The 12,974-nt window shown below is 45.4% G+C and carries 15 protein-coding genes; 13 read left to right on the top strand and 2 right to left on the bottom strand.

The window, feature by feature from the left end; genetic code table 11:
* Positions 1–2: 2 nt before the first annotated feature.
* The 13 genes from GRQ40_RS12105 to GRQ40_RS12045 all read left to right on the top strand — a co-directional run bounded on the left by GRQ40_RS12105 (position 3) and on the right by GRQ40_RS12045 (position 10,444).
* Positions 3–1,487, top strand: a complete 1,485-nt coding sequence (locus GRQ40_RS12105; protein ID WP_066145567.1) for an adenosylcobinamide amidohydrolase — start codon at positions 3–5, stop codon at positions 1,485–1,487.
* A gap of 17 nt (positions 1,488–1,504) precedes the next feature.
* Positions 1,505–2,437 carry an adenosylcobinamide-phosphate synthase CbiB gene (gene cbiB / locus GRQ40_RS12100; RefSeq protein WP_159720871.1) on the top strand — a complete coding sequence of 311 codons (933 nt, stop codon included), beginning with the start codon at positions 1,505–1,507 and terminating at the stop codon, positions 2,435–2,437.
* A complete protein-coding gene (gene cobD, locus GRQ40_RS12095) occupies positions 2,412–3,482 on the top strand; it encodes a threonine-phosphate decarboxylase CobD (RefSeq protein WP_159720082.1) in 1,071 nt (356 codons plus the stop codon). Before cbiB ends, cobD begins: the two co-directional genes overlap by 26 nt.
* Entirely contained in the window at positions 3,479–4,063 is a 585-nt protein-coding gene (locus tag GRQ40_RS12090; protein ID WP_080862372.1) for a bifunctional adenosylcobinamide kinase/adenosylcobinamide-phosphate guanylyltransferase, read from the top strand. Before cobD ends, GRQ40_RS12090 begins: the two co-directional genes overlap by 4 nt.
* The gene (locus GRQ40_RS12085) at positions 4,036–4,809 is read left to right on the top strand and encodes an adenosylcobinamide-GDP ribazoletransferase (RefSeq protein WP_159720081.1); all 774 of its coding nucleotides are present in this window, start codon (positions 4,036–4,038) and stop codon (positions 4,807–4,809) included. Before GRQ40_RS12090 ends, GRQ40_RS12085 begins: the two co-directional genes overlap by 28 nt.
* Complete coding sequence (locus tag GRQ40_RS12080; protein WP_066145557.1) at positions 4,767–5,420, top strand: histidine phosphatase family protein; 654 nt, start codon at positions 4,767–4,769, stop codon at positions 5,418–5,420. The genes GRQ40_RS12085 and GRQ40_RS12080 overlap by 43 nt, the downstream gene beginning before the upstream one ends.
* Entirely contained in the window at positions 5,354–5,767 is a 414-nt protein-coding gene (locus tag GRQ40_RS12075; protein ID WP_066145555.1) for a bifunctional adenosylcobinamide kinase/adenosylcobinamide-phosphate guanylyltransferase, read from the top strand. Before GRQ40_RS12080 ends, GRQ40_RS12075 begins: the two co-directional genes overlap by 67 nt.
* A 16-nt stretch (positions 5,768–5,783) precedes the next feature.
* Positions 5,784–6,356, top strand: a complete 573-nt coding sequence (locus GRQ40_RS12070) for a cob(I)yrinic acid a,c-diamide adenosyltransferase (protein ID WP_044742207.1) — start codon at positions 5,784–5,786, stop codon at positions 6,354–6,356.
* 5 nt (positions 6,357–6,361) lie between these two features.
* Positions 6,362–6,862 (top strand): ECF transporter S component, encoded by a 501-nt coding sequence (locus GRQ40_RS12065; protein ID WP_080862375.1) that lies wholly within the window; start codon positions 6,362–6,364, stop codon positions 6,860–6,862.
* Positions 6,855–7,571 (top strand): hypothetical protein, encoded by a 717-nt coding sequence (locus tag GRQ40_RS12060; protein ID WP_044742209.1) that lies wholly within the window; start codon positions 6,855–6,857, stop codon positions 7,569–7,571. Before GRQ40_RS12065 ends, GRQ40_RS12060 begins: the two co-directional genes overlap by 8 nt.
* A 111-nt stretch (positions 7,572–7,682) precedes the next feature.
* The gene (gene sigX / locus GRQ40_RS12055) at positions 7,683–8,231 is read left to right on the top strand and encodes an RNA polymerase sigma factor SigX (protein WP_044742210.1); all 549 of its coding nucleotides are present in this window, start codon (positions 7,683–7,685) and stop codon (positions 8,229–8,231) included.
* Positions 8,209–9,336, top strand: coding sequence for a UDP-glucose 6-dehydrogenase (locus GRQ40_RS12050; protein WP_159720080.1), 1,128 nt, complete (start codon positions 8,209–8,211; stop codon positions 9,334–9,336). The genes sigX and GRQ40_RS12050 overlap by 23 nt, the downstream gene beginning before the upstream one ends.
* Positions 9,337–9,631: 295 nt before the next feature.
* Positions 9,632–10,444, top strand: coding sequence for a histidinol-phosphatase (locus GRQ40_RS12045; RefSeq protein WP_159720079.1), 813 nt, complete (start codon positions 9,632–9,634; stop codon positions 10,442–10,444).
* Positions 10,445–10,702: 258 nt separating this feature from the next.
* Here GRQ40_RS12045 and serA read toward each other — a convergent pair whose 3' ends face one another.
* Together serA and GRQ40_RS12035 are read right to left on the bottom strand one after the other, a co-directional pair.
* Positions 10,703–12,277: a phosphoglycerate dehydrogenase gene (gene serA, locus GRQ40_RS12040; RefSeq protein WP_159720078.1), complete on the bottom strand. Its 1,575-nt coding sequence runs from the start codon at positions 12,275–12,277 to the stop codon at positions 10,703–10,705.
* Between the two features lie 183 nt (positions 12,278–12,460).
* A complete protein-coding gene (locus GRQ40_RS12035) occupies positions 12,461–12,961 on the bottom strand; it encodes an inorganic diphosphatase (RefSeq protein ID WP_080862381.1) in 501 nt (166 codons plus the stop codon).
* Positions 12,962–12,974: the final 13 nt, after the last annotated feature.

The raw sequence follows: 12,974 nt of genomic DNA, 5'->3' as shown, positions 1-12,974 counted from the left end.
AAATGATGTTAAACGTTCATGATGTTTCCTATCAATACGGAGAAAAAGCGGTGTTGCAGAACATTACCTTCACTGTGGAACAAGGACAGTTTTTTGGAATTTTAGGACCTAACGGCAGCGGCAAAACAACATTATTAAAGCTGTTAAGCAGAGAGCTTTCTTTACAAAAGGGGACCATTACACTGAACGCCGTCCCGCTTGCTTCCTTTTCGTCAAAAGAACTGGCGCGCCTTGTCGCTGTTCTCCCGCAAAGCGCCGATTCAGCATTTGGCTATACTGTCAAAGAAACGGTAGAGTTAGGACGCTATGCCCATCAAACAGGGTTATTTCCAACATGGACAGAGGAGGATGAACAGGCGGTAGCCGAAGCGCTTGAACAAGTGGGGATGGCACATAAAGAACAGGAAACCATCGACCGTTTAAGCGGTGGAGAAAGGCAGCGCGTCTATTTAGCAAGAGCGCTTGCCCAAAAGCCGAGCTTGCTTTTTCTCGATGAACCGACCAACCACATGGATATTGCCCAACAAATCAAACTGCTAGATCAATTAAAAAAATGGACAGAAGAAAATCAGTTAACGGTTGTAGCCATTTTTCATGATATGAATCTAGCTAGCTTATATTGTGACCGGCTTTTGTTGCTTCATGAAGGAAAGATGGCGGGACTCGGCGAACCAAGCGATATGATTGAAGAAAAACAATTAGAAACCGTATTTCAAGCGTCTGTGCGGCGTCAAGCGCATCCCGTTGTGTCCAAGCCGCTTCTCACGTTTGTTCCTCAGACCTATTCCGATACGAGGCAACAGAACGATTCCTTAAGTGCGTTAACGATTGCTCAAGACGGCGAACAGATTGTCATTACCACACCGCAGCCTTTTAAAGTGCTGTCATCGGCTGTGGTTGGCGCTGGTTTTCAATGGGCTACACACTTTGTGAATAGACATGTGCCGAAGCATTATCGCTGTGATGATCCAGAGACAGAAATGAAGCAATATTTACAATCCCATTCTTTTGCCGTGCATCGTACCATTGGCATGATGACCGCTGTCTATTTAGAGGATGCCGTATGGATAAAGAGCAGCGAAGAGGAAGTGCCATTATTCGTGATGGTGACCGCGGGCGTTGGAAATGCGGTGGATGCCGCAAAAGCGTGGGAAAAAAGGGAGACAGCGGAAGGAATCGGTACGATTAACGTATTTATTTTTATTGATGGCCAATTAAATGAGACAGCATTTGTACAGGCCATGATGACGACAACGGAAGCGAAAGTGAAAGCGTTATATGATGCACACGTACTTGATCCGGAAACACATACGCTGGCTACTGGCACATCCACTGATTGCATTGCCATTGCCTCATCACAAACAGGACGCTTGTTTGAGTATGCTGGAACGGCTACGCCGCTTGGCAAAGCGATTGGCCGTTTTGTGTATGAGGCGACAACGGAAGCGTTGCGCAAATATAAAAAACGGAGAGGCGATGGGAAGTGACCTATCATTTGCTCGCAATGGCTTTAGCGGTCGTCATTGATTTTTTCATCGGTGACCCGCGTTGGTTGCCGCACCCGGTGCGCGGAATGGGCCGATTGATTGCCTGGCTGGATCATCGGCTGAATCGTGGACGAATGCGGCGGGTAAAAGGGATCGTAACGATTGGAATCGTTGTTGCAGTGGTCTATGGAATCAGTTCGATCATCATATATGAAAGCTACCGCGTTTCCGTTGTATTTGGCGTCGTAATCGAAGCTTTGCTTATATTTACGACGATTGCCGCCAAAAGTTTAAAAGAGGCAGCGTGGAATGTGATGATTCCGCTTGAACAAGGAGATATAGAAAAGGCAAGAAACGAGCTAAGCATGATTGTTGGCCGCGATACGGAAACGCTGAATGAGCCGGAAATTGTTAGAGCTTGTGTCGAAACGGTGGCTGAAAATACGAGCGATGGAATTACGGCACCGCTTTTTTATGCGCTTGTCGGCGGCGGAGCATTGGCTTTAGTTTATCGCGCTGTTAATACGTGCGATTCTATGCTTGGCTATAAAAATGAGAAATATGGCGATTTTGGCTGGGCATCTGCACGGCTAGATGATGTATTAAATTACATACCAGCTAGGTTGACGGGAATTGTGATGGTGCTTGGAAATAGCCGGCACATTCGCGGCTGCCTTCGTCTGGTGTTGCGCGATGCCCGCAAGCACCCAAGCCCGAATAGCGGTTGGGGCGAAGCTGCCATGGCTGCCTTGTTGGGCGTACAGCTAGGAGGAACCAACACTTATCAAGGCGTCATCTCGCAACGTCCGAAAATAGGAGAGGCGCTGGTTGAGCTGAAAAAAGAGCACATTCGCCAAGCTGTTCATGTGATGTTTCGAACGGTTGTCGTATTTCTTGCACTGCTTTCGTTAGGAGGGATGATCGTTGAAGCTGCCGGCACATGGGGCTAATCCGCAACAATTATATCAAAGCGTCGGTCTCTCTATTCCGGATGAATGGATTGATTTTAGTGTCAATACCAATCCGTTCCCCCTTCCTCTTGCTGTCTGGCCTACACAAACAGAGTTTTATCAATGGGCAATGGAATATCCAGATCCGTCAGCTTCAGAATTGAAGCGCTATCTTGCACGTATGGAGCAGATCGATGTTCAGCAAATACTGCTTGGGAACGGCGCTTCACAATGTATTGATCTCCTAGCGCAATTATTTTCCGGGAAACGAATCGGCATTGCGGAACCGACATTTTCTGAATATCGCCGCGCTTGTCTTGCCCGCGGCTGTGAGATTGTTTCCATCATGGCTGATGAAGCAAGCCAATGGATGTACAAGCAAGAGGACTGGCTTAAGCTGATCGAACAGACCGATGTTATTTTCTTATGCCAGCCTAATAATCCGACTGGGATCGTGATGGAGCCGCAACAGCTCCGTTGGCTGTTGGAAAAAGCGGAGCAAAAACGGACGGTTGTCGTGATTGATGAGGCGTTTATTCCATTTTGCGAACCTTCTTTTACCGCTATAAAATGGCTAGATTTTTTTCCGCGTCTGATCGTGCTTCGTTCTTTAACAAAAATGTATCATTTAGCGGGGGTACGTGTGGGCTATATCGCAGCTCGTCACGAGATCATTGAGCAGCTTGAAGCACTTCAGCCGCCATGGAGCATAAGTCAAGTAGCACAGCAGCTCGCTCTGCGCCTGTTGCCAATGAACGAGTTTGTCGTCCATACGAAGCGAATGATCGCTAAGGAACGAGAGCGAATGACGGCGGCGTTGCGGCAATTGGGCTATTACGTATCACCATCAGCTGTAAATTTTTATTTGTTACGAGCGCCTAGTGGTTCAATGGATCGTTTATTTTATGATTTGCTACAAGAGGGATTCATTCCTCGGCATACAAAAAATTTCATGGGACTCGAGGGCCGCTATTTGCGTTTTGCTGTGAGGAGCAAAAGAGAAAATGATCAGCTTCTATCGTTTTTCACGAGGTGGCAGCCATGATGATCTTTATTAGCGGCGGTGTTCGCAGCGGGAAAAGCGGAATTGCGGAGCAATGCATTCAAGCGCTTGCTTCGCGGCAAAATACGGTCCATTATATTGCGACTGCGAAAACAACCGATCAGGAAATGAAGGAGCGCATCATTCATCATCAGCGACGGCGCTGTCAGCAATCCATCCAGTGGACCACGTGGGAGCAGCCGCTTCATTTACATGAGTTAGCCTCCCAATTCGGGCCGAATGATATCCTTCTTGTTGATTGTTTAACGAATTGGCTTGCGAACGAGTTATTTGATGAAGAGGGATGGGAAATAGAAGCGGTTTGCTTGCAGAAGGCTGAGAGGATGCTGCGGACTGTTTCACAATTGAGCACTGTTGTGAGAGCGCTTGTCATGGTATCCAATGAACTGTTTTCCGGGGGAGTGCCGCAAGACGCAGGAACCTATCATTTTATGAAAATGCTGGGCTGGCTTCACCAGCGTATTGTCCATAGCGCTGACTATGCGATTCTTGTACACCATGGTGTGCCGATTTTAAAAAAAGGAGAGTGCCTTCCATGGCTGTTAGGGATGGATGGATTTTAGCCTTGCAATTTTTAACCGTTTTTCCATTGCGAAAAGAGGTGAATTGGCAAAGAGATACAGCCCGCTGGTCCGTTCGTTTTTTTCCGGCTGTCGGCTTATTGATTGGTGCAGCTCTGGCCGGCTGGTACCTCCTGTTAAGGTGGACACCGACGTCTTCGCTGTTTTTGGCCCTTTCGCTGCTATTTTTGTCTATTTTTTTATCGGGCGGGCTGCATGCGGACGGCTGGATGGATGTAAGCGATGCGTTTTTTTCGTATCGCGATACAGCTAGGAGACTGGAGATTTTGAAAGATTCACGAGTTGGGGCGTTTGCGGTTTTATCTGTCGTGTTTCTTTTAGCGTTTCGGTTTTTATTTTTATATGAAACAATCGTTTCTGGCATCTCGCCGCTCGTCTTTGTGGTCATTCCGTTTTTTTCGCGAACATTTATGGCGCTTTTGCTGATGGCAGCCCCGCTCGCTAAGCCGACAGGAATGGCAGCCGCGTTCCGTGAGCACGTAACGGGAGCGGATCAAGCGTTTATTCTTTCTTTTTTTGCTCTGACTGTTGCGATATTTGGATGGTTTCAGCCGCATCTGATGTTTGTATTATTGATTGGCGTTGTTCTTTCTTTTTGGATGGCGCGAACATTCTATAAACAGCAGTTTGGCGGTATCACCGGCGACATGCTTGGAGCGTTTGTAGAGGGAACGGAGGCATGGCTATGGTTTATCATCTGGCTCTTACATTTCTTCGTCATGGAATGACAAAAGCAAATAAAGAGAAACGCTATATTGGTTTTACGGATGTGCCGCTCGCTTTAGAAGAGCAGGCACGTCTCCAAGCACGAGATCCTCGCGCTTATCCTCGCGCGAAGGTCGTGGTGACAAGCGATTTGTTGCGCTGTCGGCAAACATGCGCCCTGCTGTTTGGCGAGGAAGACGTGCTAGTTTGGGAAATGAGTGACTGGCGTGAAATTAATTTTGGAGATTGGGAAGGAAAAACGTTTGCTGAGTTGAAAGAAGTAAAAGAGTATCAGCGCTGGATTCAAAGTCCTTTTTCCATTGCCCCGCCCAATGGCGAGCATTATCGAGATTTTGGTCGGCGAATGGAGCAAGCCTTGGACAAAACACTCGAACTCGCTTGCCATACAAAATCGTCTCATCTTGTTGTCATTACACATGGGGGACCGATTCGCTATGTATTGGAGCGATATGCTTCATTAGAACGTCCATTTTGGGAATGGTCGATCCCGTTTGGCGGCGGTTTTATGCTGCAATCGACAGTCGAGCGATGGAAGGAGCGAAAACGATGCATTTCGTTAGTGGAGGTGCCTTTCAAGGAAAACGGAAATGGGTGTGCGACTATTATCAATTAAATGAAAAAGTGTGGTACCGTTGGTGCGATGGGTATAAAGGCGATTATTTTTTTCCGGAGGAAAAGATGGAGAATGTTGTCGTGTTTGAAGGGATGGAAGCATTGATTTGGCGCTTGCCAGATCGCGAACATTGGGCAATGTTTTTTCAGTCGTGGCATCAATGGGAGCAAAATAAGCCGGGAAGAAATGTGGTATGGATCGGTTGTGACATCACTCAAGGAATTGTGCCGCTTACAGAAGAAGAACGGGACTGGCGTGATGTAACGGGGTGGTGCTACCAAGAGCTGACAAGCAGATGCAATCGTGTCGATCGCTTGTGGTGTGGTTTGGCCGAACGAATCAAATAAGGGGAGGAAAATCAAGATGAAATTGTATACAAGAAAGGGAGACAAAGGGAAAACAAGTTTAATAGGCGGACGCGTAGACAAAGACCATTTGCGCGTAGAAGCCTACGGAACATTAGACGAAGTGAATTCATTAGTAGGACAAGCCATGACACTGCTTGAAGAAGAGAAGTTTCAAGATATTTATAGCGAATTGCAAAAGATCCAACATGAACTGTTTGATTGCGGTGGTGATTTAGCCATTGTGAATCAAAAGCTTCCATATAAAGTGAAAGCAGAAATGGTCACCTTTTTAGAGCAAAGAATTGATGAATATATTAAAGAAGCGCCACCGCTTGAAAAATTTATTTTGCCGGGCGGTTCCAAAGCGGCTGCAGCCATTCATGTGGCACGGACGGTGACGAGACGAGCAGAACGTTGCATCGTGTCACTGAGCAAGGCGGAGCCGATCAATGAAATTGTTTTGCAATATGTTAATCGTCTTTCTGATTACTTTTTTGCAGCCGCTCGCGTGGTGAATGCAAGACTAAACGTGAATGACATTGAATATGAACGAAGCGCGATCGTTTTTCGTGATAAAGGAGAGCAATAAGCGATATGGGAAACCTTCATTTGAAACAGTTTGCCGCTTTGATTTTATGCATCAGTCTATCTGTCGTTGGCGCCTTATTAAAATTCCCCACTCATCTTGGCAGCATTGCTCTTGATAGCGCACCAGCGCTTGTGGCTGGTGCGCTGCTCGGCAAAAAGGAAGGAGCGCTTGTAGCTGCCGTTGGCCACCTTTTATCGGCCTGGTTTGCGGGTTTTCAGTTAGGGGCTTTTCACGGGCTGATTGCATTGGAAATGGCTGTGCTTGTTTATATATTTAGTTTACTGTTTCACAAGGGCTGGAGAAAAACAGCACATGCTGCTTTTTTTATCGGCAACGTATTTCTTGCGCCGCTTCCGCTTATTTTCAGCTTTGGGGGGATGTTTATCGTCGCTGTTTTGCCGGCTCTTGCTATTGCCACCGCATTGAATGCTGCTATCTGCTTTATTGTAGCGCCGGTGCTGCTGAAAACCAACATATTGGATCGTGGGAAGATGCACAATGCGTGATGTATTGTTCTTGCCGCTATACGAAAATGAAGAGCTTGTTATTGCTGCCGACGGTTCTGCTGCGATCGGCCTAAAAGAGCTGGATCTTGTTTGCGCATCATATGAGACAGTCAGCTATTTTGCCGCGCGTGTGGCGTTGATGGAAGCGTTATGTGTCGGCGCCGAACCCCTAGCTGCCGTTTTGCAAAATTTTAATGGTGATGAATCATGGGGGGCTCTTTGTGCAGGAGTTCGCCAGGCTTTGCTGGAGCTTAGCCTCTCCTTGCCGCTTGTCGGAAGCACTGAATCGAACTTTACCACACAGCAATCTGCGTTTGGCATTACGGTGGTTGGCAAGGTTCAAAACAAGCAAAAGCGAATGGGCATAACACCTCGCCATGCCAAATTCGCCGTCATTGGCGAGCCGCTTGTTGGCGATGAGGTGTTGAAGAAACAAGATCGTCTGCTTCCGCTGCCATTATTTCGTCAACTATTATCAAGATCGGAAATTTTTGAGCTTGTGCCAATCGGGTCAAAGGGAATTTGGTATGAGCTGCAACAGCTGTTAAACGATAATGGGCTGACAGCGTCAAGCTGCTACTGCCCTTTGCCGCTGCACGCTTCAGCGGGTCCAGCTACTTCGCTGTTGATTAGTTTTCAGCCGGAGATGGAGGAAGCTATTCGGAAAATGACAAATCGCTACTTTTTTCCTATTGAGATTGTTCAATAAAAAGGAAGAATATCTGTCATGTTCTTCCTTTTTTTATTGTAAAATTTTTAGGGAGCCTGTAACGAAACGGATAATTTTAACGACGAATATGGCAGAGCGGGAGGAAAAAGAATGGATTCCGTTTTTGACGAACTATATGAAAAATATCATCATGATCTGTTTCAATTTTTATTTTATATGGTGCGAGATCGCGAGCAAGCGGAAGATCTTGTTCAAGAAGTATACATAAAAGTGTTGAATTCATATGGACGTTTTGAAGGGCGCAGCAGCGAAAGAACATGGCTGCTATCGATTGCGCGCCATGTCGCCATCGATTTTTTTCGAAAGCAGAGAAGCTGGAGGGCTAAAATCATTGGATCATTTGATTGGACAGTTAAGCCCATTCAGGATCCGCAGGCGTTACCTGAGGAAGTAGCGCTGCAAAAAGAAGAAATTCAATTGATGTATCAATGTCTGGAAAGGTGCACGCTTGATCAAAGAAGCGTGCTGGTGCTTCGATTTATTCAAGGGCTATCGGTTTCAGAAACGGCTGAGGCGCTAGGATGGACGGAAAGCAAAGTAAAAACGACTCAGCATCGGGCGCTAAAGCATCTAAGACAGCAAATGGAGGAAGAGGCAGCGAAGGGAGGATGGCATCATGAAAAAATTCCAATGGAGTGAAGACGATATTCAAGTAGTGCTCAAGCAGATGCCGCTGGTGCATGACCGCCGCTCTAAAGAAGAGATTTATAATCAGATGATTAAAAAGAAAAAAATAATTCGGAAAAATGGGCGAATCGTCTCCGCTCTTGTTTCTATTGCTGCTGTTTGTTTTTTTATGATGATCGGTGCTTCTTTGAACTTGTCTTCGTCATCCAAAAAGGACAAAGCAGAAGAACATGAAAACGAAATGAAGGTGTTGATGAATGCGGAAGAATCGTCCCCAAAGCAAGCGGTGATGATGAGTACAGATTCAGCGGACAAAGTGGCTTCTCGCGTTGTTAAAGATCGTAAGGTTGTGGTTTTAGCGCTCCCGGATCTTAATAGAAAAGCGGTGATTCCCGTTAGCGTTTCTGCTTCGCCAAACGAACATTCTCGAGAACGGCAGCTTCAATTTGCCAAAGAACAATTGCCAGGACAATTAGGGCTAGATAACCATTGGTTTGATCGAATAACGTTTTCTAATGCTTCTGACGATCAGACTGAATGGGCGGTACACGTTGCGAAAAAACATCCGGTTTTTTCTAATGATCCGTCCGTGACGACGGTGTTTCTCTCTAGCATTGAAGAAACGATCCGTTGGCTTGGAGGAACGAATGTCCAATTTTTCACAGAACATAAAAAAGGAATTAATTTGCCATCTATCGGTCGTCTGGAATCGTTGCGTGTCTCTCACAAAAAACGGGCATATTATTTTTATCAGTCCGATCCGTCCCATCCTTTGTTTCTCGCACCATCGACTGAGCCTTTTTCAACTATTGAAGATGCATTTCAAAGCATGCAAAGGATGAAAAGCGCCATTTTTCGTCCGTCTATTTCGCAACATGTACACATCATGGATATACAAAAACAAGGCAGGCATCTTATTGTTCAATTTACGCCCAACTCTGTTTTGAACGAATCGGCTGCATCTCAATGGATGCTTGAAGCAATGCTGCTGACCGCGAGAGAATTTGGTTTTCATTCTGTTACGTTTTTGGGAGGCAACACGGAACAGGTGGGGCCTTATCGGTTGGGAGAAAGCATCCGTGTCCCGATTGCGCCGAATCCTCTATCCACACGCTAGCGAAAAACATCGGTGGTGGTGGAGGGTTTATTACAGTTTCGTAAAAACTGAAAGCGGACAGTTCTAATTGCTTCTCTTTTCACATAATACATATATGGTCAAAGGAATGAAAGGAGAGGGATTCGGCGATGGAAGATGTAATGAAACGGCTGCTTGCGGTGGCCGGCATGGTCATGTGTATTCGCTTGTTATTTTTCATTGGTCTTGCTGGATAATGGGTGAAAATTCAGGCAAATCATTGTCCTTCCGCTTAACAATAAGATATAATGAGGAAAACACAGTGGGAGGAGATTGTATGCTGACAGATTACCATAATCATTTGGAAAGGGGAACGCTGACGCTTGATTATTTAAAGCAATTCACCGACGAAGCGAAACGGAAAGGCATTCAGCATTTTGGCATTTCTGAGCATGCGTATCATTTTTATCAAACGAAAAACATTCTTTCCAACCCTTGGGTCGAAGAGCGGAGATATTATGATATGGCTGACTATGTCCGTTTGTTTCATGAGGCATGGGATGCGGGGATCGATGTGAAAATGTCGATTGAAATGGACTATACACCAGGAAAGCATGCAGAAATGGCGGCATTTATTCAAGCGTATGATTTTGACTATGTCATCGGTTCAATTCATTGGATCGATGATTTTGGCATTGATTTGGCTGAGTATCGAAAAGAATGGGAGCGTCGCGATTTATATGATACATATCGAAAATATTTCGATCAAGTTGTAACCTTGGCGGAATCGAACTTGTTCGATGTTATTGGGCATTTGGATCTAGTAAAAATCTTTAATTATGTGCCTAAAGATGAAGAGTTTTTGCTTGAGCAGTATGACAGGGCGACAACCGCTCTTGCCAATTCGAAAACGTGCGTGGAAATCAGCACGGCGGGTTTGCGCAAACCTGTAGGCGAACTGTACCCTGACAGACGTTTGTTGCAAATGTGCTATGATAAACGAATTCCTATTGTGCTTTCATCAGATGCTCATGTTCCTGAACATGTTGGCGCTGATTTTGACCAAGCGATTGCGCTTGCTCGCGAAGTGGGCTATACAGAGTTGATCACCTTCCATAAAGGTGAGCGGCAGGCGGTTCCGCTAGGATAATCAAAGAAAACGGCCGAATTTGCTAGCGGCAGGTCGGGACTTTTATCGTATCCCGACAGAAGACGCTCTTTCAGGTTTTCCAAAATCTCCCGCTTCGAAGCGGAAATGGGAGGAGTTCAAAGGAAGGACGAATTCAAGGAGTGGCTTCTTCCTTTAGAAGCGAATCAACGGAAAATGGCAATGGCTTTTTCATCAAGGAACAAAGGTTAGCCAGTAAAAAGGAGAACGATGGCCCCGTTCTCCTTTTCTATTATTCTTTTATAGCTCCAGTTTTTTCGCTGATTCAATATCTTCAATATCAACCAGTTTTTCTAACAGCTCGTCGTCGAGTGGCTTATCTAACGAAAGCATCATAATCGCTCTTCCGCCGGCTTGTTGCCGTCCTACCTGCATGGTTGCGATATTAGCATGATGGCTGCCTAATACGTTTCCAACCTTTCCGATCATTCCTGGCTTATCTTGATGTTGAATATAGAGAAGATGTCCTTCTGGCGCAAAATCGATCGAAAAACCATCAAAATAGACGATGCGGTTTCCGTAATTTGGAATATGAGTACCCATAATAGTAAATGTTTTATTTTCGCCATACACGGTTAACGAAATGCAGTTGGCATAGCCATGTGTTTGATCAGAAAATTTTTCCCCGAATGTAATGCCGCGCTCTTTAGCGATCATAGCTGCATTGACTTCGTTGACAGTCGAAGCGACACGCGGTTTTAAAAAGCCAGCAAGCAGGCTTCGCGTGATGTAGGTTGTTTCTAAATCAGCCACTGTCCCTGCGTAAGTCACCGTAATCTCTTGAACAGGAAGATTCATATATTGGGAAGCAATCATTCCCATTTTTTTCGCAAGAGTATAGAATGATTGAATTTTTTCGTACAAATCTTTAGACAATGTTGGTAGGTTAATCGAAGATGTGACTGGTTTTCCGTTTAAAAACTGAAGAACTTCCTCTGCTACTTGGGTAGCAACATTAAGCTGTGCTTCTATTGTGGATGCTCCAAGATGCGGTGTGACAATGACGTTATCAAAAGAAAGAAGCGGATGATCTCCAGGAGGCTCTTGTTCAAACACATCAAGAGCAGCCCCAGCGACATGGCCGTTTTCTAAAAATTTGACAAGAGCCTGCTCATCGATGATTCCTCCACGGGCACAGTTTAGCAAGTAAACTCCTTTTTTCGTTTTGGCGAGATTTTTTTCGCCAAGCAGCCCCTTTGTTTCTTTGGTTAGCGGTGTATGTACCGTAATAATATCGGAGAGAGCGAGCACTTCATCAAGCGAGCAAATCGAAACACCAAGCTTTTCCGCCCGTTCCTTCGTTAAGAAAGGATCATATACATGAACATTCATGCCAAATGCGCGCGCACGTTTAGCGACTTCTGAGCCGATTCGTCCGAAGCCGACAATGCCTAAATGTTTGCCGTGCAATTCGGAGCCTACGAAGGCGGAACGGTTCCATTCGCGCGATTTTACAGAAACATGTGCTTGAGGGATGTGACGAACGAGTGCGGCCATCATGGCAAATGTATGCTCAGCTGTGGAAATCGTGTTGCCATTGGGAGCGTTAATGACAACGACACCGTGACGAGTTGCTGCTTCAACATCAATATTATCGACCCCAACCCCTGCGCGGCCGACAATTTTTAAATTTGGCATTTTCACTAAAAGCTCTTCTGTTACTTTTGTAGCGCTGCGGACAAGCAAAGCGTCGAATTCGTGCAATCGCTCTTCGGCTTCTGTTACCTTCTTTTGCACAACTTCAATATGTTCGGATTTTCTGAGGGGGGCTAGACCTTCTTCGCTGATTGGATCGGATACTAAAATGCGAAACAAAATGATGCACTCCTTTCAGGAACAACAATTCTGAATTTCTGATAATTTATCATAGGAGAAATAGTCTGTCAACGAAATATCAAGAAGTCATACAAATGTAAGCGTTTTTATAAGGAATGTTCGGAATTTGCTAAAAAGGAAAGCCAAGCGGATGCTTTCCGCTTGGCTTCTCAAGTGATGGATTTATTTTTTTGTTTCTTGGTAGCGAGCGATGCACTCTTCAATTAGCTTAGCCGCAGCTTCTGGACCTTCCCAAGTGCCGATCTCTGTTCGCTTGCCCTGTAAATCTTTGTAGCGTTCAAAGAAGTGAGCGATTTCTTTTAATTTATGCTGCGGGAGGTCTTCGATGCTGCGAACTTCGTCGAAACGAGGATCTTCGACAGGGACACCGATGAGTTTAGCATCTTCTTCTCCACTGTCTACCATATTTAAGTAACCGATGACGCGAGTATCAATAACGCAGCCAGGGAAGGTCGGATTGGTTGTGATGACTAAAATATCAAGCGGATCGCCATCAAGAGCAAGCGTATTCTCTAAATAACCATATTCTGCTGGATAAAACATTGGAGAGAATAATACACGATCTAGTTTAAAGATGCCGCGCTCTTTATCAAATTCATATTTGTTTTGACTACCTGTCGGAATTTCGATAAATGCTTCTACTATTTTGTTTTCAAACGACATGACTCATTTCCTC

The organism is Anoxybacillus sp. PDR2 (assembly GCF_009834045.1).
GTDB classification, from domain to species: Bacteria; Bacillota; Bacilli; order Bacillales; family Anoxybacillaceae; genus Anoxybacteroides; species Anoxybacteroides rupiense.
Note: the sequence above shows the minus strand (reverse complement) of the source record. Positions and strands in the feature narration are given on the sequence as shown.